Genomic DNA, 19,203 nt, shown 5'->3' on the forward strand with positions numbered 1-19,203 from the left:
TATCAGCGTACACTTTGCTGACTTGTTTGATTCGTTTCGACTCCTTTATCTCGCAAGAAAAACATCGCTGCTAATGTCAGCACGTAAGGGACCATCATCGTAAACTCGGTCGGTATTGAAAAACCTTGCAGCCGTGTACTCACAGCATCCATTAAGCCGAAAAGTATACTTGACGCTAAAATACCAAGCGGATGAGACTGACCGAGCATCATCGCAACAAGTGCAATAAATCCACGTCCTGAAGTCATGCCTTCTGAGAACATCGTGACTTGTCCTAATGACAGCTGTGCTCCGGCAATCCCACACAGGATTCCGCATGCTGCAATCGCAAACAGCTGATATCTGATCGCTTTTAAACCAAGCGTACTTGCTGCTACTTTATTGTAGCCTACCGCTAGAAGACGGAAACCAAAAATCGTTCGATAAAAGAAGATATAAAAAGCAATTGCTGCTAAAAAAGCAAAATAGACAAGCGGCGACTGTCCTGAAATAATGTCGCCGATTACAGGTATGTCTTTGATCAAAGGAATATCCCATGTGCCTATTCCCTGCATATTTTTATCGTAATAGGCACCTTTTGTATGAAAAATAGTCCGGAGTAAAAATGTCGTTAAGCCCAGTGCTAAAAAATTAATAGACACCCCAACAACAATTTCATTCGCTTTAAACACCACGACCATCATTCCAAACAGCAACGCAAAAAGTAAGCTTGCTCCAGCAGCAATCACGATAGCAAAAAAGACATTATGAGTATAGTAGTTGCCGGCAATCCCGCTAAAAGCCCCAATCAAAATCAGACCTTCTAGTCCTACATTAAATATGCCCACACGCGCGCAAAGCATCCCGCCCAGCGCCGCTAATAAAATAGGCGCAACCATTCGTAACGTTGCATTTAACAGTGACCAATCAAGCAGCTCCACGAATATCAGCTCCTTTCTTTTTTGCTCTCCACCACTGCTTTGTGAATTTTGCTGAGATGAATAGAATGAGCACAGCTTGCATAATACTCGCAATTTCTAACGGAATTTCTGTATTACGCTCTAGCCCCATCGCTCCTGTTTGCAAAGCGGCAAGTAAAAGAGACGTAAAAACAATGCCGATCGGATTCGAGTTTGCTAACAGGGCAGCCATCACTCCGGTCCACGCATATCCAGGAACGGTGAGCGCACCGTCTACAAAACGGTACTGTGAACCAAGAACTTCAAACCCTCCGGCTAATCCAGCCAAGCTCCCGCTAATAAACATACTGAACAGCATGACTTTTACTTGATGAATACCTCCATACGCCCCGAACAATGGATTTTTTCCGGATGCGTTCACTTCGTACCCAAACACAGAGTAGCGAAGCACAGTCCACAGCAGAAGTGCACCTGCTAGAGCAGTGATAAACCCAATATGAAGAGGCATTCCTTGAAACACTTTTCCAAGCCACGCCCCTTGCTCAATCATAGGCGTTTGAGCCAGAGCAGCTGAGCCTGTTTTATCTTGAAACGGATGGCCTGCTAAATAGCTTGCAAATAAAACAGCGATATAATTTAATAAAAGCGTCGAAATGACGAGTTGAATTTTAAACGCGCCTTCCATCCAGCCTGCTAAAACAGAAAGCAAACCTCCTGCCACAACAGCAGCTGCAATAGCCGCTATAAGCTTGACTATCCCTGGAGCTGGCAGGTAATAAGCGACAATTGCTGCGCTAATCGCTCCAACCACCATCTGTCCTTCTCCCCCTAAATTAAACACACCTGCTCTAAAAGCAAACCCGACACCTAACGCAATTAAAAGAATAGGCGTAGCGCGAGCCAACGTAGTAGTGAAGAAATAAAAATTACCAAACGCTCCATTCCAGAGCTCTGTATATGTTTGAAGAACTGAACCACCTGTTAAGGAAATAATAATGCCTCCTATTGCTAAGCCAAAAATGACTGCAATAACCGGCTGGATTAATGATTTAAGAAGTTTCTGCAACTGTATCACCTTCTACCGTTCCTCCTGCCATTAATATGCTTAGTTTCTCTTCCGTTGCTTCTTTCCTTGTAAGCTCTCCAACAATGCTGCCTTCGTACATAACTAAAATTCGATCTGATAGTGAGATAATCTCCGACAGTTCCGAAGACACAAGTAAAATAGCAGATCCATTATTCCGTTTTTGAATCAAAGCATCATGAATACGTTCCATTGCCCCGATATCCACTCCTCGCGTTGGTTCAGCAGCAAGTAGAAAAGAAGTGTTTTGCCCAAGCTCTCTGGCAACAATCAATTTTTGCAGATTTCCCCCTGACAGTTCTCCAGCTTTTTGCTTAGATGAAGTGGCTTTAATCGAAAATTCATTTATCCATTCCTCCACGCTCGACTTGAATATCTTTCTTTTCAACCAGCCCATCTTCGAGTAGGAAGCTTTATACTGATAGCCCATTAGTGCATTTTCTTCGATCGTATCGTCCTTAGAGGCTCCCCACATATAGCGGTCTTCTGGAATATGAGCGATTCCTGCCTCTCTTCTTTCACGCACAGATCGCCCTGTAAGATCTTCATCTCCAAGTTTAATACTTCCGCTATCTGTTTCTACTAATCCAGCAATTGTTTGAAGCAGCTCCGATTGTCCATTTCCCGAAACGCCTGCAATACCGACAATTTCGCCTGCAGAAACGTGAAGAGACACATTTTGCAGTACATTTTTTTGTCCTTTTCCTTTTAAAAAGAGATTTTGTACGTTTAAATGAGAGGTACCTTGTGATGGTATTCTTGCAGGACGCTCTTTTAATTCTCGCCCTACCATCAGCCTGGCTAGGTGGTGAGCATTGGTATCTTCTTTATTTGTGACGCCGGCTACTTTACCATTTCGAAGAACCGTAATGCGGTCCGCTACTTCCATCACTTCTTGCAGCTTATGTGTAATAATAATGATACTTTTACCTTGAGAAGCTAAAAAACGGATTGTTTTTAATAGTTCCTTCACTTCATGAGGAGTAAGAACGGCGGTAGGCTCGTCTAAAATAATGATTTCTGCTCCTTGATACAGCACTTTTAAAATTTCAATTTTTTGCTGTTCTCCAATTGAGCAATGTTTTACTTTCTTATGAACATCTACTGAAATTTGATAGGTTTGGGTTAATTGCTGTACATCTGCTTTCGCCTGCCTTCTATTAAAAAAGAGGCCTTTCTTTGGCTCATGCCCCAAGACAATGTTTTCAGCCACTGTAAAATGAGGAAAAACCATAAAATGCTGATGCACCATGCCTATTCCATTTTTGATCGCATCTGCAGGAGATGAAAACGAGACGGTTTTCCCATGTAGCTGAATACTTCCTGAACTCGGCTTTTCCATTCCGTAAAGCATTCTCATCAACGTCGTTTTTCCAGCGCCATTTTCTCCAACCAGCGCGTGGACCTCGCCTTTTTTCAGTTTAAAGGACACGTTATCATTTGCTAAAAATGAACCGTATTTCTTCGTCAAATTCGTTAACTGCAGCAGCTCACTCATTCTATTCATTGCTCCTTTCCCCATTAGGATTTTTTCAAAAATAAGAAAGAGAAGCCAGCCTTACTCGACTTCTCTTTTCAACTCACTTTGCTAACGGATCTTTTACCACTGTTTTTCCATCAATAATCGAATCTTTAATTTCTTTTAATTGTTCAATTACATCTTGCCCTACAAAGTCATTAAGAGGCGTCTTGCTGTCTTGAGTCACATACGTTAACCCAACACCTTTTTCTTTTAAGCCGTATGTCACTACGCCCGATTTAAATTTGTCATTTGCCAGTGCTTCTACCGTTTCATAAGCTGCCGCATCAGATCCTTTTAACTGCGATAAAACGATATGCTCAGGATCTACTTCCGTGCGGTCAATATCTTGGCCTGCCGTATAAAAACCCTTTTCTTTTGCTGCTTCAAATACACCCAAGTCGCCTACCGCTGAAGCTCCGGCGATAAAGTCAGCTCCTTTTGAAGCCTGTAAAATAGCAAGTTCTTTTGCTTTAGCTGGATCGGAGAAGCTTCCAACATAGTTTACTAGAAACTCTGCTTTTGGATTTGTTGATTGTAATCCTTCTTTAAAACTTACCGTCCATTTTTTTAATAATGGAATATCATCAGCTGCAACCATTCCTACTTTATTCGTTTTTGTAACCAATCCTGCCGCTGCTCCTAATAGATATGAAGCTTCTTGTTCACGGAATACAACGCTTCTTACATTTGGTAAATCGACCACTGTATCAATAATCGCAAATTGACGCTGCGGGTTTTCTTGAGCTACTTTTTTCAACGCATCTTCGGATTCAAAAGAAGATGTAATAATCAAGTCATAGTTTTCTGCTACGGCAGCACGCAAGTTACTTTCAATGGCTGCTTGATCCGTAGACTCAATTGTCTTTACATCAATGTTATACTTCTTCCCAGCGCGTTTTGCTCCATCATCCATTTGTTGAAAAAACGGGTTAACCCCAATCTTTTCAGGTAAAACAAGAGCAATTCGCTTCTTTCCTTCCTCTTCGCTTCCACTACTTTTTGTGCTTTTGGACTGACAGCCAGTTACGAGTAGTACAAGCGCAACTGCTAAAATAAGAAATCTCTTCATTTAACTTACTCCCCCTATAATATAAAAAAAGCTCTTCCTTTATAAAAAGGAAGAGCTCGTTAACCAAACGTCTCTTCCTCATCTTCAAGAACATACTGTTCTTAAGGATTTGGCACCATTCTGTCATAGACAGCGGTTGCCGGGTTTCACAGGGCCAGTCCCTCCACCTCTCTTGATAAGGAAAACAATAGCTATTTGTTTTATGTAATATAGTCAATATTAATAGTTTTTTAACAATTGTCAATATTATTTTTCTTTTTCACGCAAAAAAACTTTAAAAACAGATAGGATTATACGGTTTTAGTCTACTAAAATACAGATCAATCTTCTAAATTAATCATCGTATTCCTTCCTCCTAGCAAAGCGCTTACGGTAAGTCTGCTAGTCTTCTAGAAGGGTCATGTGTAGCAGAGCACTTTTATTATATCTCTTTTGTTAATCCACTATCGATTGAAATCACTTCACCAAGAATGTTAGACTTTTCCTCAGCGATATTTTTTAAGAGGTGTTAACGTTGAAATTGATAAAAGAATTATCTGGAGTAGCCCTTGGATTCATTATCGCTTTGGCGGTATCAAAAATATTTTTTGATACCCCAACCAATGTTGAAATCGTAGTTATTTTTATTACTAGTATTGCAGTAACAGGGATAGCAAGAGCAAAACTAAGGTAAGATAATCTAACTAAAAAACACCACCTTGTATTCATAGGGTGGTGTTTTCTTTTAGTTGCTTTAGTATATAGTAATCTCGGTTAATACCTAATATTTTATAATGAATTAGAATCCTCTCTATATTACGTTTTTTACCTAATAAAGGAATAGAAACCAATCTTTTCACCTATGATAAATGAATTGTTTTTTACTTTTTACTTTAACTGACGTTTACATTCTAAAAGACGTGTTAAATTATATATATCAGTTACCAACTCAACTAAGACTCCTTGACTACTCCCACAAGGGTTCACCTATGCGGATGCTGCCTGCCCCGCAAGGGAGGGCGGCAAACGCTTAGGTCTAGCAGCTCCGACCCACCTGCCCTTTAGGTGGGCCAGAGTTGCTAAATCCATATATACTAAGGAGGAAAAATTGTAAAAATGAAACAGCGATTATCAAAAGCAGCTGCTGCTGCAACGATTACAGGAATTGCTGCTTTTGGATTTGCTCCTGTCGCTCAGTTTGATACACCAACACATGCAGCTACCTCTCAAGAAACAAGCAGTCAAACAGCTGTAAAAAACATTAATGAAATTTATAATGCGGCGGTGCAAGGTGAAGTGCCACGCTTAACAGCAGACTTAAAAATTGGTAAAAGCCTTCGTCAAGATGTCCGTGATCAGTTCGGTCCGCCGCCTGAAGGTTCATCAAACAACTTTGACTACTATCATGCGGAAATGGGTCACCCTGGATATGCATTTGGCTATGACCAAAATAACGTCATTAACGAAATCCGCTATTTTGGTACAAATGTAGAGCGTCAAACAAATCTAGGCTCCATCACGCAAGCTAACTTAAAGAAAGAATTAGGTCAGCCGAACTTTACAAGTAAAGTAAAAGGTGATGGTGCGACTCAAACAAAGTACACGTATCATGCCGGCGCCTATGATCTTGAATTTATTTTTGACGATACCAAAACGTTAAATCACGTAAACTTAGTTGAAAAGCCTTAAGTAATAGAAAAAGTAGCAGACAGCCTGCTACTTTTTTTCATGAAATAAAACCAATGCTGAATCGGCTACGTGTTCATACCCAATCTCCATATAAATCTTGTTAGACGTAGGATTTGTCATATCTGTGTATAGACTTGTTGTTTGAAACCCTTCGTCTAGCATAAGCTGAGAAAGTGCGGACACACAGCTTGAGGCATAGCCTTTTTTACGTGCTTCAAGAGGCGTGTACACATAGTTAATCGTAATATTATGAGCTGTTGGACGCGCGGCATTTGCCATGGATACGTACTTGCCATTCACTTCCCATAAAAATAACCGTCCTGCTTTAATAAAAGCTTCTCCTGTTTTGACAGCTTGTTCTTTCGATATAGGCTCCCCAATGATATACATAAACTCTCGAACCCACTCCGTTACGAGCGAAAGGTGCTCCAACCTTGCTTTTACCAGCATTCCTTCAGCATCCGCAGCTTTTTTTATTTTGTCTAACCGGTAAATACGCTGATCCATTTTCAAAGAAGCTTCTTGATTTTTTAGCGTTGCTAGTTTTTGAGAAAGATATAAAACTGTTTGTCTTTCTCCAACTAAGCCCGGTATGTCGATTTCTTGTAACAGCTCCGCCGCTTCGCTTAGTTCACGCTCCGTTAGCTTCTGTATTTGAGACAGGATGATTTGCTTAGGATGGGTTTGCAGTAATACTAGCGCAACACAGCTGTCTTTTAAAATAACACCCATAAAATTTGGTTTGCTGCTTTCATTTAAGCTGTGTAAAATGCCAAGCGCTAAGTTATGAAGAATTTCATTTTTCGCTAAAAGCGGTTCTACATGGTTTTTAAACTCCTGCACTTCTATATATCTATGTAACTGGATCATTTTCTTTCTACCTCGGCAAATGCTCTTACCGGAAACGTTCCAACTCCTTTTATTTTAGGAGGCACGGCGTAAAATAAAAAGGACTCCGTTAGTTGATCTAAGTGACATAAGTGTTCAGCAATTACAATGTCCGCTCCTAACAGCAGCGTATGAGCTGGTCTTGCTTTTCCTTTTGTGTCGTCAATATTCATCGAATCAATTCCGACAAGAGCGGGCTGTTGAGACACTAAATAAGCTGCCGCGCCTTCTGTTAAGTATGGATGGTTTTCTAAATAATCGTCTGTATTCCAGTAGCGATCCCATCCCGTGTGAATTAATACCGCTTTGCCTTTTACGTCTATATGTTGAAAATGAGATTCATCAATAACCGTTAAAGTCGGGTCGACTGAAACCACTATTCCTTCCAGTCCGGCTGTTTTACCAATAGCCGTTTGAGCTAAATCCGCTCCGTCTTTGTATCTGTGAAACGGCACATCAATATACGTACCGGTATTCGTGACCATTTCAATTTTACCGATTTGAAATTCAGTCCCTGGTTCATACAGCTTTTTAGACTCTTCTCGGCTTAAATAGTCACAAATGATCGGTGCCGGCAAACCTTTATGTGTGATAACTCCGTCTTCAATTACGTGACTTAGGTCAATATATGTTCTTTTTTTCATACCTTCACCAACTTTTTCAATATTCAGTAAAAATATTCTAACATAAAAAAGCTCTTCCTAGTTCCTAGAAAGAGCTTTTTTTAGAGAACGTTATTAACTTGATAAACATACATCGTACGTATGCTTTGTATAAACAAATCCTTCAAAAATAAGACGGGCTGTACGCACTACTTTGATTCCGTTAACCTGTCCATCTTTTAGATCCACACTGGTTTCCATAATTCCCATTGGATGAGCAAGTCGAACGGTATCGCCTTTTAGTTGAACCATTTCTGACAGAAGCGTGCCTTTTGTATAAATAGCCGCCGTTGTACAAATTGCTCCTGTAATTGCAAGCGTTTGATGCGGTTTTTGCATCGACATCATCCGGATTAATACGTCCATTTGAGAAGCATTTTTCTCTCTTCCGGTCCCGTCGCGATGGTTCATAGGAGGCGCAATAATCGTCATTTTCGGAACGGCTGGTGATAGTTTTGTTGCTTTGTCTTGAGGTGCGAGCCCCGCTTTTTCCGCTGCGATGGAGCGAATTTCTTCAAATAGCTTCAGCTGTTTGTTCGTGTATTCATGCGGAAGTTCTGTTCCCTTTAGGCCAATATCCGCTGCTTTAACAAATACAAGCGGATTTCCTACATCAACAATTGATGCTTTTATTGTCCCAATGGATGTTGGCAGAAGATCGATAGCGTTTCCGGTCGGCAGCAGTTTTCCGGTAACGGCTCCTTCTCCGTTTTCAAACGAAAGATAAATGGGTGAACCCGTACCCGGCACTCCAGGAATCATACACGATCCTTTTGTTTTCACTTTTCCGTTTTCTACTTCTACTTCCGCTACAATTACTTTTTTAGTATTCGTATTATAAACCCGCACTTTAGTCACCGGTTCCACAGCTTGTACCAGTCCTTGTTCGATTGCATAAGGTCCGACTGCTGAAGAGATATTGCCGCAGTTTCCTTTAAAATCAACGAGAGATTCGCTGATGCTGACCTGCGCAAACGTATAGTCTACGTCGGCTTTCTCTAAATCTGATTTTTTTATAATCGCAATTTTACTCGTCAGCGAATTGGCTCCGCCTAACCCGTCAATTTGACGTTGATCCGGACTTCCCATTATATCTAGCAAAAACGGTTCCCAATCCGACTTGTTCACAGGCATTTCTTCATGATTGATAAAGACTCCTTTACTCGTTCCACCTCTCATAACCGTTACAGGAATACGCGTCATCTTAATCACCTTTCTCCCCTACTAACAAACGCCGAGGCGTTCATCAAACCATTTTATTTTTTTTACTATTTAGAACCGGTTCATTTGCCATTTATCGTATAATAGAGGTGGTCATAAGTAAAATACATAAAATTTATTGTCTTTTTAAAAATTTTTTTATAATCTAAATACAAGGGGGAATTGGGATGGATCAAAAAGATTGGATATTAATTAAAACGCTTCACGAAGAAAAGAACATTACGCGAACGGCTGAAAGGCTCTACGTATCGCAGCCTTCTTTAAGCTACCGCCTTAAAAATCTTGAAGAAGAATTTGGCGTAACGCTTTTTTTCAAAACGAAAAAAGGAATTGAGTTTACATCTGAAGGTGAGCATCTTGTTCGCTATGCGGAAAATATGTGGAAGCAGCTGCAGGAAACAAAAGACAGCATGCGTAATATGAGCGAAACCGTTACGGGAACACTTCGCTTAGGGGTATCGAGTAACTTTGCACAGCATAAGCTTCCTAAAATTTTAAAGCAGTTCTCTCTTCACTACCCAAATGTACAGTTCAGCGTCAATACGGGCTGGAGTACGCAAGTTATGAATCTATTAGACTCTTCGCGTGTGCACGTTGGTATTTTACGAGGCAATTACCCGTGGAACGGAGAAAAATCACTGCTGACGAAAGAGCGGCTTTGCTTAATTTCGAAAAAAGAAATTGCGATCGATGACTTGCCGAACCTGCCTTATATTAATTATAAAACCGATACGTCGCTAAAAGATCTCATTCAAGACTGGTGGCATGACAAGTTTTCAGAGCCTCCGTTTGTGGCAATGGAAGTTGACCGGCAAGAAACGGCCAAAGAAATGGTCAAAAATGATTTAGGCTTTGCAATTTTACCTGAAATTTGCCTTCACTCCAGCGACAACTTATATACATACGGACTTTCGTACCGAGATGAATCACCTTTGCTTCGAAACACGTGGCTCATGTATGATCCTTCTTACTTGAATTTATCGGTCGTGAAAGCATTTATTGACTTTTTAAAGCTAAGTGAAAAATAAAGCAAAAGCTAAAAAGTTTGCGTCTTGGAAGAATCTCTCTTTTAGACCAAGCTTTTTTCTAGACTACCATTATAAAAATTTTTTATGAACTTTCTAAAAAAACCTATATTTCCTTTATTTTTAAAAATGTACTAACATGAAAACAAGAAACATCAGCGGGAGTAAAGAGCGGCTTTAAAAATTCTTAATAATCAAACTACGACTCATACATGGGGATGAGAGATGTTAGTCACGTTTTTTTACTCTAAAAGAAAACGCTTTCAGAGAAAAGAGGGAAAATAAAGGAGGTTGTTTGAATGCTAGCACTACTAGGTTTTACAATGATTATTGTCTTTACGTATCTCATTATGTCAAAAAGGATGTCTCCTATCGTAGCTTTAATGGTCATTCCACTTCTTTTTGCGGTGATTGGAGGGTTTGGTAAAGGCGTCGGAGACATGATGCTAGAAGGGTTAAAACAAGTAGCTCCGTCAGCTGCGATGCTGCTGTTCGCCATCTTATATTTCGGGGTTATGATTGATGCCGGACTGTTTGATCCATTAATTAAGCAGCTGTTAAAAATCGTAAAAGGCGATCCGCTTAAAATAGTCATCGGAACGGCTCTTCTATCGCTTTTAGTTGCACTAGACGGAGACGGTACAACCACTTATATGATTACGGTTTCTGCTCTTCTTCCACTTTATAAACGCCTGAATATGAGTCCGTTAGTGTTAACGACAGTTGCGATGCTTTCTCTTAGTATTATGAGCAGCATGACGCCTTGGGGAGGCCCGGCTACTCGTGCGATTGTCGCCCTTCACCTCGATGCATCAGAGTTCTTTATTCCACTTCTTCCAACGTTAATTGGCGGAGCTTTGTGGGTGATTTTTACGGGCTATATTCTTGGAAAAAAAGAGCGCAGACGACTTGGTGCTATTGACATCGAGCAGTTTGAGCTAAAAAGCTCGTTTGCTTTTGCTGAAGACGCGTCCTTAACTTCTCAGGAAGATATTACACAGCCTAAAAAGATCTGGATTAACTTAGCTTTAACCATTGCACTCATGGTCGTATTGGTTTCTGGTATTTGGTCAGTTTCTGTTTTATTTATGATTGGTTTTGCGCTTGCTCTTATGATTAACTACCCAAAACTTGAGGACCAAAAAGAACGTTTAATGGCTCATGCAGGCAACGCACTAACCGTTGCAGCCCTTGTTTTTGCAGCCGGTATTTTTACAGGAATACTATCCGGCACTAAAATGGTGGATGAAATGGCCAGCCTGTTAATTCATTTAGTCCCTGATTCACTCGGTTCGTTTTTACCGACAATCGTCGCTTTAACAAGCATGCCGTTTACATTTGTGATGAGTAACGACGCCTATTACTTCGGTGTTTTACCAATATTTGCTGAAACTGCTACTTCTTACGGAATTGATCCGATGGAAATTGCGCGAGCGTCAGTACTCGGACAACCTGTTCATCTGTTAAGTCCACTCGTTGCGTCTACTTTCTTACTTGTAGGTATGGTAGGTGTTGACCTTGGTGAACATCAGCGCTTTGCATTTAAATGGGCCGTTTTAACGTCTCTTGTTCTGATTGTCCTTGCTATTGTCACAGGCGCACTTACGCTATTTTAATAGGAATAAAAGCCGTTATGGCTTTTTATTAATAAATTGATAAATGATAGGTGGAGGTACTTCTAAAATGTATGTAATTACGTGTTATGTAGGAAAAGGTGAAATGAGAATGTACGAGTTTGCTAGTAAAGAAGAAGCCCTTTCTCAGCTCAAAAACCTGAAAGGCTGCAGTATTCTTTCAGAAGTTGTTTACTTTAATGATTCATCGGTTATTCCAATAGCTATTTAATTATGCACCACTCAACCCTATAGGTACAAACTTGATAAGCTTCCTTTCGCTCAAAAGGAAGCTTCTTTTTTATGTTCTTCTCAAGCTCCGGCCCTTTTCTCTCGTCAACGTTTTGTTAAGTCTGGTTCGTTTTGTTTCCTAGCTTCAATCATATCAATAATTTGATTTGTATGTGGAGTTAGCACTGAGCATTTTTGATAGAAAGCTCCGTCTACAACAAGCAGCTCTTCATCCATCCCGCAAAACTTACAGCGTAACTCTTGTGGTCCTGCGTAGGAAGTGTGATAAACACTATCGTTAAAGATGGTATAAAAAGTATTTCGTTGCTGCGCGTCGTAAAAGCCATATTCTTTACTACTGTCATCACGGTAATTCACTCCATAGTTCCGGTCGAATTCTTCTTGAGTAAATCTATCCTGTAAAAGTTCATTTTGTACTAGTTCTCTTAAACAATCCTCTATTTCCTCACTGTTAAATGAACAATCATGTACATAAACTTCTGGTTCTTCGCTGCTGTTCTCTTTTACCATCATTTCGCTGCCGCAAATCGCACATGGTTGTTTAGGACGCTGTTTATTAAAATAAGAGAGCGTTTGTACCTTTTCCGCTTCTATTTCATCGTTCGTCTTTTTGAATTTGATTTTTACATTTTCCGTTTGACTAATGTTTTCGTTATACAGCATCACTTCATATTCATCTATATTCTTTCCGTTTTCTTTTCGACTCAAATGCTCCATTACTTCATACGAAGAAATAGTAAAAAACTCTTTAAAATTCACCACTAACATGCATCCTTCCAAAAATGTTTACGTTCTCTATGTACCTGCTCTATACTATCATTTTTTTAAAGGCTCGCACCACTAAACGAACTTCGTTTAGATTCACATATCCTTTCTTTATCTGGCATACATAAATACTAACCCTTTTATAAGGAGGCTTTCATGAATACGTATATAATCATCAGCATTGGCGTTGTTGTCAGCGCATTTTTATTTCGGAAATATCGAAAGCAAGCCGTTGAAATATATACAATCATTGAATTTATTCACGCTAAAACGGCGCGGTCGCTACAAGCTCCACGTGGCTTGAAAAGTTTTTTAAAGAACCTTACGCTACCGGACCAAACTATGAAAAAACAGAGGATGACGTTAGCGAGGATAGAGATGGAGACAGCGGAGAATAAATAAAAGAAAAACCTGTTGTGACAACAGGTTTTTCTTATTAATATTAATCATCGCTTCCTAAAATACCGAAAAAGCGAAGCAAGTTGATGAATAGATTAATAAAATCTAAATACAAAGACAGTGCCAAAATTGGAACAAGCTCTTCTGTGATTTCACCGTGCTTCATTTTATTAAAATCATACAGCACATAAAGTGAGAAAACGATGGTACCAATCACTGAAAATGCCATGAGTCCAGGCGTTGTTAATGGACTAAACAGCGAGAAAATACTGATGCACACTAATGCTAACAGCGCCACTAATAAAAAGCTGCCTAAAAACCCTAGATCTTTTTTTGTTTTTGCGCCAATTACACCCATCACCGTAAAAATAACGAACGTGCTTCCAAACGCATAAAGAACGACTTGCGCTCCCGCTACTGACGCATAGTGGCTAACAATTGGAAAGAGCGTGATGCCTGATATAAATGAAAACGCATATGTAAAACCATATCCTACGCTTTTTTTCTTTCGTAACATAAATGCCGTAACCAGCATCACAAGTTCAGCAATCGCTAACGGAATAAAATAAGCGGGCGGCACATATTGACCTACGTATAAGCCAACTGTGGAAATAAATAACGAAAAAATAAATGTTACTAATACTTTTTGAAACAGAGACCGCTGCTCTACTCCAATCACTTCTTGCATGTGTAAAACCTTCTTTCTAAAATCTGTTATATTTTATATAATACCTACCTTTTTAAGAAAAATAAAGATAATACTAAGGTCTTTTTTCTTATTTTTATAGACAAGTAAGCATAGACCCTGCCGTCTATGCTTACTTGTTACCTCTTTATTTCGGCAAAAGAATACCGTCAATAATTCCGTAAGCCTTTGCTTCTTCAGCACTCATGAAATAATCTCGTTCCGTATCGTTTGCCACTTTTTCAACCGGCTGTCCCGTTCGTGTTGATATGATTTCATTAATGTGCTGCTTGAGCTTTAAAATTCGGCGAGCGCTAATTTCAATTTCAGTCGCTTGCCCTCTAGCCCCTCCTAGCGGCTGGTGAATCATGACTTCACTATTCGGAAGTGCATAGCGCTTTCCTTTTGCTCCTGCTAGGAGAAGCAGTGCGCCAAAAGAAGCAGCCATGCCCGTGCAAATCGTTTGAACGTCCGGCTCGATATACTGCATCGTATCATAAATCGCAAACCCTGCTGAAGTCGAACCTCCGGGGCTGTTAATATAAAGTGAAATATCTTTTTTAGGATCATCCGCCGCGAGAAATAGCAGCTGCGCAACCACGCTGTTGGCAATATGATCATTGATTTCATCACCAATTAAAATAATTCGGTCTTTTAACAGCCTCGAATAAATATCATACGAACGTTCACCGCGGTTACTTTGTTCAATTACATATGGAATCGTACTCATATATATCCTCCTTATCACACGTAATATGGCTATGCAGCCATGCAGAGAGTGCACGTCGGAGTATACGTTGGTTTTTGAATGACACTTTTTAAGGAAGGCAAAGCATGAATCAAAAGAGCTGGATCCTGCGCTTCTAGCGTCTTATAAAAAAGCTCTGACAGCTCTTTTCGTTCCATTTCATCCCAAAAAGAATCCGTAGAAAACGGCTCCCCGTCTTTTTCTAAACGTTGCTTAGCACGATGCAAATTGCTTTTTACCGCTGTTTCTGATGTTTGTAAAATCGAAGCGATTTCTTTCACCTGATAGCGGAATCCTTCTTTTAAGAAAAAGATAACCGCTTGCTTTGGCGTAAACTGACTAAGCAGCAGTTCAACAGAGTGTCCTTTCATATCAAACGCATGCTTGTCGGCCTGCTGCTCCAAACCTTCTTCTTCGGCTATTACTTCACGCTTTCGTTTTCTCAGCAGATCAATCCAGTGGTGATACGCAATTTTATTTAACAGCGCGGAAGACAGCTTGTGCTCTTCACCTTTATATCGCTGAGCTTTTAAAAACGTTTCTTGGGCAATATCGTCTCCATCCCACATATTTTGTGCTAAAAAGCGGCAGTACTGCTGCAATTTTGGGTAATGCTCGTTCCAGCATGCATCGTTAAAGCTTTCTGTTTGTGTTTCGATTTTTTTTGAATGTGACATGATTTTCACTCCTTTTGCACTCTCTATTTACTAAACGATTAAAGGAAGTTCAAAAGATACGGGGGATCAAACTTTTTTACATATTATACGCTTAAGCAGCCATTTTTTTGTATTATATTATAATGAAGATACTTTTGTCTGAGGAGTCTAAAATAATATGCGAAGAAGACGATTATATGGCAAAAAGAAAACGAACAAACTTCACTTTAAAGACTTAACCTGTGAACACCCTCAGCCTGCTTTGCCTATGAGCTATACAAGTGAGGCCCCTTTTTACTATTATGACGCGTCAGACGATGAAAGACAAAACGACTTTGAACTATATTCAGAGATTTGTATCATGAATCAAGAACATTTTTTCGTAAGAGGCTGTGTTGAAATTCCTGTTCTTAATGAAGAAGAATTTTTCAGTTGGAACATATGGGTTTCTTTAAGTGAAGAAAATTTCCGCCGAATGATAGATTTATGGGAAAGTGATAAAAGAGAAAAGGAACCGCCTTATTTCGACTGGTTTTCAGTTTCAATTCCAGGCTATCCCGAAACGTTAAATCTAAAAACAAATGTGCATACAAGATCTGTTGGAACACGGCCTCTCATTGAATTAGAGCCGACGGATCACCCTTTAGCCGTCGAGCAGCGGGAAGGGATAACGCTAGAGCGAATCAAAGACATACAAAAACAATTGACTACCTATTAAAAAAACAAGACAGCTCCAGACTGTCTTGTTTTTTTACCTTTATGGCATGCGCTTTGCTCCGTAGTATTTAGGCGCCCAGTAGCTGTCTACTTTATAGTTTGTAATTTTCACGCCTTGGGATGTAGATACGTGAACGACGTAATCATTTCCAATGTAGATAGATGGAATAAGTGAACTTCCTTCAAAAAAGACGAGATCTCCTGGCTTCAAGTCAGATTTTGAAATGCTTTCTCCTTTTTCCCACTGCTGACTCGCATAGCGCGGAATGTCTTTTCCAGCTGCTTCTTTGTAAATGTATTGAACAAAACCAGCCGTATCAAAACCTGTAGAAGGACTTGTCCCACCTTGTGCGTAAGGTACTTCCCCTACATATTTAAGAGATTCCGTCACAAATGGATTGTCTTTTGACAGCGATAAGTCATCGTAGCGCCTTGCTCCTGCGTACTTAGACGTCCAGTAGCTGCTTGTCAGGTAATCCACCGTCACATTTTCGCTGCGCTTGGCATGAATAAACTGATTGCCGCCTGCGTAGATACCGACGTGTGAAATTCCTTCACGATACGTATCTTTAAAAAAGATAACGTCTCCTGGCTTTAAATCTTCGCGAGCAACTTCTTCTCCAACTTGCCACTGCTGATCGGTTGATCTCGGAAGGTAGACGTCTGATGCATGTTGAAATACATACGCAACAAATGCGGAACAGTCAAAACCGTCCGTTGGCGACTCGCCTCCAAATACATATGGTGTGCCGAGATGTTTTAATGCTTCTGCAATGACTTCATTATCTTTTGCAACTTCCGGTGCTCCTGTAATGCGCTTTGCTTTGGCAAAATGTGATGACCAATAGGCGCTGCTTGAAATGTTTTTCACCACAACTTTTCCGTCTGAAGAAGATGCATAAATCATCTCATCGTCTCCGATATAAATAGCGGCTACATTCACTTCACCGTTTTCATCCGTGTCAAAAAACAATACATCGCCTGCCTGCAGCTCGTTTTTATCGACATCTGTTCCAAGCTCTGACTGTTCTTTCACGGAACGAGGAAGCATTGTATCAAGCGCTTGCTTAAACACATATTGAACGAAGCCAGAGCTGTCAAACCCTTCGCTTAGCGTCTCTCCTCCAGACGTATAATCCGCTCCTTCATACGTTTTTGCTTTGTCAGCAATCACGTTTTCATCTGTAGCAGCCTGCACTTGCACAGCTTTTTCTGCAGGAAAAGCACCTTCATAAAAAGTGGCAAGACTAAGCCCTAACGCTGTGACCATAAGAGGTTTCATTACTTTCATCTTTGTTCTCCTTTGTTTTTTATTTCATCCAAGAAGTTTTATATGTAAATGGTTCCTCTGTTAAAGTATGGTGCAGATGGATAGGAATTGGCTAGTACCTTTTGACTTAAATATGCTTCCCTTCCAAAGTCCTGTAAAAAATCCAGAAAAAAACTCGGCGCGTATTACGCCGAGCTTTTTATTTCATGCCCACCTGGATATTTGCTGCTTTTTGTTTTTGACGTAAATTTGAAATCCACTTGTAATAAAGTGTAATCAAAAGAACAAAAATACCAAGCGCAAAGTAGAGTTTTGAATACCCTAAAGCACCTGCCGCAATTCCTAATACAAATGAACCAACCGCAATACCGCTATCATAAAACGTAAAGAATGTGGCAGTTGCATAGGCGCTTCGGTGAGCAGGAGCCGCTTGAATCGCAAGCGTTTGAAAGCTAGGAAGCAGTGTTCCATAGCCTAGTCCTACTAATGCACCTGAACACAGCAGCATCCAAGAAGAATGTGTAAGGCTTAAGCTAAATAGACCAATCGCAAAGACAATACATGATGGAATAATCACAATGTTTGGTCCAGATTTATCAAATAATCTTCCTGTAAACGGTCGTGAAATCAGCATCGCAGCTGCGAATACGACAAAGAAAAAGCTTGCTGTTTTAATCAATCCAAGCGACTGTGCGTACACAGAAATAAAAGAAATAATACTTGCATATGAAAAAGAAACAAGAATACCTACAGATGAAATTGGCATGGATTTCTTTTCAAACAAATCGCTCAGTGAAAATGATTTCTTTACTGACGGAACAGCGTTTTCTTGAAGATTTTTGACCATCATTCCGCACAGCCAGCCAACGAGCATAATCACGCCAAATATAAGGAAAATAATGTTGTATGCCATGTATTGATGAAGCGTTAATGCTAAAAAAGGGCCTGCAACAACGGCTAAGTTCATTGACATTCCGAAGTAGCCAAGCCCTTCTCCTCGTCGTTTAGCGGGAACTAAATCCGCTGCAATCGCTCCGGTGACGGTTGTCGCTAAGCTGAATGAAATTCCTTGGAAGAAGCGCAGTAATAAAAGCACGTTAAAATGGTGGATAAGCATATACAAGAAGGAAGAAAGCGCAAAAATGAGGGTACTAAATACAAGCGTTTTTTTCTTTCCAATGTTTTCAATGACTTTCCCTGAAAATGGTCTAACAATAATCGCAGATAATAAAAATACGGTAACAACAAGCCCTGCCTGCGTACTCGTGCCGTCTAAGGCGTCTAATACATAAATCGGCAGCAGCGTCAGCAATGCATAAAACACGACAAAAATAAAAAAGTTGGTAATCGCAATACTGATAAAGCTTTTAGTCCAGATTGGCTCCTGCTGGTTCGTCATTCATTTCACCCTTTTCTGTAGATTTACAAATTTTCTTTAATAACGAGATAAGCTGATCTTGTTCGCTGTCGGATAAAGCAATCAGCAAATTTTCTTCTAAAAGTTCAATTTCTTGCTGAATCTCCGGAAGCTTTTTCTTCGCTTGAGGAGATAAATAAACAATGCGCTCTCGTTTATCACTGCCTGCTTTTCGAACGATCCATCCGCTTTTTTCAAGCCTTGTTAACGTGCGGGTAACCGTCGGCGCTTCGACATTTAAATACTGCCAAATCTCCGTTTGCGTCATCGAGCCGAATCGCTTTAAACAAAATAAAATTGAATACTGTGAGCTGTATAGCCCGTACGCTTTTAACACTTCATTTACTTCTTTAATAGACAATCTCGACTTTTGATGAAGCTCATGAAACACCAAGTTATTCACTTTTTCCACCTCACCTTTTTATTTTATTTACCTAGGTAACTAATTGTTCTTTTATTAGTATATGTGCTGCTACTTGATGTGTAAAGGCGGCTAAAAAGAACAAAAACCAGCTGTTTTCTCTCTTTTTCTACTAATGATTTACGCTTTCACTTCTGTTTTCTTATTCTTTCGTATCACGAAACTTTTTGTATATATTTACATGCACCTGCAAACTCTGTTAAAGAAGACGAAACAATATGC

Annotated in this window: 21 protein-coding genes and 1 riboswitch; of the genes, 7 read left to right on the plus strand and 14 right to left on the minus strand. The window is 40.0% G+C overall.

The window, feature by feature from the left end:
• Positions 1-2: 2 nt before the first annotated feature.
• The 4 genes from ACN6NE_RS03580 to ACN6NE_RS03595 all read right to left on the minus strand — a co-directional run bounded on the left by ACN6NE_RS03580 (position 3) and on the right by ACN6NE_RS03595 (position 4,574).
• A complete protein-coding gene (locus ACN6NE_RS03580) occupies positions 3-920 on the minus strand; it encodes an ABC transporter permease (RefSeq protein WP_129704019.1) in 918 nt (305 codons plus the stop codon).
• Complete coding sequence (locus ACN6NE_RS03585) at positions 907-1,974, minus strand: ABC transporter permease (protein WP_474324562.1); 1,068 nt, start codon at positions 1,972-1,974, stop codon at positions 907-909. Before ACN6NE_RS03585 ends, ACN6NE_RS03580 begins: the two co-directional genes overlap by 14 nt.
• Positions 1,949-3,481, minus strand: coding sequence for an ABC transporter ATP-binding protein (locus ACN6NE_RS03590; RefSeq protein WP_474325202.1), 1,533 nt, complete (start codon positions 3,479-3,481; stop codon positions 1,949-1,951). Before ACN6NE_RS03590 ends, ACN6NE_RS03585 begins: the two co-directional genes overlap by 26 nt.
• Positions 3,482-3,563: 82 nt before the next feature.
• Positions 3,564-4,574 carry a BMP family lipoprotein gene (locus ACN6NE_RS03595; RefSeq protein WP_474324564.1) on the minus strand — a complete coding sequence of 337 codons (1,011 nt, stop codon included), beginning with the start codon at positions 4,572-4,574 and terminating at the stop codon, positions 3,564-3,566.
• A 75-nt stretch (positions 4,575-4,649) separates the two neighbouring features.
• Positions 4,650-4,756, minus strand: a riboswitch (SAM riboswitch).
• A gap of 332 nt (positions 4,757-5,088) precedes the next feature.
• Here ACN6NE_RS03595 and ACN6NE_RS03600 point away from each other — a divergent pair.
• Positions 5,089-5,247, plus strand: a complete 159-nt coding sequence (locus tag ACN6NE_RS03600) for a hypothetical protein (protein ID WP_474324565.1) — start codon at positions 5,089-5,091, stop codon at positions 5,245-5,247.
• 422 nt (positions 5,248-5,669) lie between these two features.
• Positions 5,670-6,242 carry a YjgB family protein gene (locus ACN6NE_RS03605; RefSeq protein WP_474324567.1) on the plus strand — a complete coding sequence of 191 codons (573 nt, stop codon included), beginning with the start codon at positions 5,670-5,672 and terminating at the stop codon, positions 6,240-6,242.
• Positions 6,243-6,269: 27 nt separating this feature from the next.
• Here the strand turns inward: ACN6NE_RS03605 and ACN6NE_RS03610 are convergent, their stop codons facing one another.
• The 3 genes from ACN6NE_RS03610 to ACN6NE_RS03620 form a co-directional block, all read right to left on the minus strand.
• A complete protein-coding gene (locus ACN6NE_RS03610; RefSeq protein ID WP_474324569.1) occupies positions 6,270-7,112 on the minus strand; it encodes a GNAT family N-acetyltransferase in 843 nt (280 codons plus the stop codon).
• Entirely contained in the window at positions 7,109-7,774 is a 666-nt protein-coding gene (locus ACN6NE_RS03615) for a cyclase family protein (RefSeq protein WP_474324571.1), read from the minus strand. Before ACN6NE_RS03615 ends, ACN6NE_RS03610 begins: the two co-directional genes overlap by 4 nt.
• 93 nt (positions 7,775-7,867) lie before the next feature.
• Complete coding sequence (locus ACN6NE_RS03620; RefSeq protein WP_129705166.1) at positions 7,868-8,995, minus strand: 2-methylaconitate cis-trans isomerase PrpF family protein; 1,128 nt, start codon at positions 8,993-8,995, stop codon at positions 7,868-7,870.
• A 185-nt stretch (positions 8,996-9,180) separates the two neighbouring features.
• Between ACN6NE_RS03620 and ACN6NE_RS03625 the strand changes: the two genes are divergently transcribed.
• The 3 genes from ACN6NE_RS03625 (at position 9,181) to ACN6NE_RS03635 (ending at position 11,883) form a co-directional block, all read left to right on the plus strand.
• Positions 9,181-10,041 (plus strand): LysR family transcriptional regulator, encoded by an 861-nt coding sequence (locus tag ACN6NE_RS03625; protein WP_014458763.1) that lies wholly within the window; start codon positions 9,181-9,183, stop codon positions 10,039-10,041.
• Positions 10,042-10,337: 296 nt separating this feature from the next.
• Positions 10,338-11,654, plus strand: a complete 1,317-nt coding sequence (locus ACN6NE_RS03630; RefSeq protein ID WP_129704030.1) for a CitMHS family transporter — start codon at positions 10,338-10,340, stop codon at positions 11,652-11,654.
• A 67-nt stretch (positions 11,655-11,721) separates the two neighbouring features.
• Positions 11,722-11,883: a hypothetical protein gene (locus ACN6NE_RS03635; RefSeq protein WP_165351661.1), complete on the plus strand. Its 162-nt coding sequence runs from the start codon at positions 11,722-11,724 to the stop codon at positions 11,881-11,883.
• A 104-nt stretch (positions 11,884-11,987) separates the two neighbouring features.
• Here the strand turns inward: ACN6NE_RS03635 and ACN6NE_RS03640 are convergent, their stop codons facing one another.
• Positions 11,988-12,671: a hypothetical protein gene (locus tag ACN6NE_RS03640; RefSeq protein WP_240702404.1), complete on the minus strand. Its 684-nt coding sequence runs from the start codon at positions 12,669-12,671 to the stop codon at positions 11,988-11,990.
• Positions 12,672-12,824: 153 nt separating this feature from the next.
• Here ACN6NE_RS03640 and ACN6NE_RS03645 point away from each other — a divergent pair, with 153 nt between their 5' ends.
• On the plus strand, positions 12,825-13,070 hold the full coding sequence (locus ACN6NE_RS03645; RefSeq protein ID WP_240702406.1) for a hypothetical protein: 246 nt from the start codon (positions 12,825-12,827) through the stop codon (positions 13,068-13,070).
• A gap of 40 nt (positions 13,071-13,110) precedes the next feature.
• On the opposite strand, the gene ACN6NE_RS03650 is transcribed toward ACN6NE_RS03645, so the two are convergent.
• The 3 genes from ACN6NE_RS03650 to ACN6NE_RS03660 all read right to left on the minus strand — a co-directional run bounded on the left by ACN6NE_RS03650 (position 13,111) and on the right by ACN6NE_RS03660 (position 15,177).
• Positions 13,111-13,755 carry a Bax inhibitor-1/YccA family protein gene (locus ACN6NE_RS03650; protein ID WP_129704034.1) on the minus strand — a complete coding sequence of 215 codons (645 nt, stop codon included), beginning with the start codon at positions 13,753-13,755 and terminating at the stop codon, positions 13,111-13,113.
• A 145-nt stretch (positions 13,756-13,900) separates the two neighbouring features.
• On the minus strand, positions 13,901-14,482 hold the full coding sequence (gene clpP / locus ACN6NE_RS03655) for an ATP-dependent Clp endopeptidase proteolytic subunit ClpP (RefSeq protein WP_028409805.1): 582 nt from the start codon (positions 14,480-14,482) through the stop codon (positions 13,901-13,903).
• Between the two features lie 29 nt (positions 14,483-14,511).
• On the minus strand, positions 14,512-15,177 hold the full coding sequence (locus tag ACN6NE_RS03660) for a sigma-70 family RNA polymerase sigma factor (protein WP_474324576.1): 666 nt from the start codon (positions 15,175-15,177) through the stop codon (positions 14,512-14,514).
• Positions 15,178-15,334: 157 nt separating this feature from the next.
• Between ACN6NE_RS03660 and ACN6NE_RS03665 the strand changes: the two genes are divergently transcribed.
• Entirely contained in the window at positions 15,335-15,874 is a 540-nt protein-coding gene (locus tag ACN6NE_RS03665; protein ID WP_129704039.1) for a DUF2199 domain-containing protein, read from the plus strand.
• 39 nt (positions 15,875-15,913) lie between these two features.
• On the opposite strand, the gene ACN6NE_RS03670 is transcribed toward ACN6NE_RS03665, so the two are convergent.
• From ACN6NE_RS03670 to ACN6NE_RS03680, 3 genes are all read right to left on the minus strand, one after another.
• A complete protein-coding gene (locus ACN6NE_RS03670) occupies positions 15,914-17,164 on the minus strand; it encodes a C40 family peptidase (protein ID WP_474324578.1) in 1,251 nt (416 codons plus the stop codon).
• 178 nt (positions 17,165-17,342) lie between these two features.
• A complete protein-coding gene (locus ACN6NE_RS03675) occupies positions 17,343-18,542 on the minus strand; it encodes an MFS transporter (RefSeq protein ID WP_129704043.1) in 1,200 nt (399 codons plus the stop codon).
• Positions 18,511-18,963 carry a MarR family winged helix-turn-helix transcriptional regulator gene (locus ACN6NE_RS03680; protein WP_129704045.1) on the minus strand — a complete coding sequence of 151 codons (453 nt, stop codon included), beginning with the start codon at positions 18,961-18,963 and terminating at the stop codon, positions 18,511-18,513. Before ACN6NE_RS03680 ends, ACN6NE_RS03675 begins: the two co-directional genes overlap by 32 nt.
• Positions 18,964-19,203 lie beyond the last annotated feature (240 nt).

Source organism: Priestia sp. 53B2 (genome assembly GCF_056099005.1).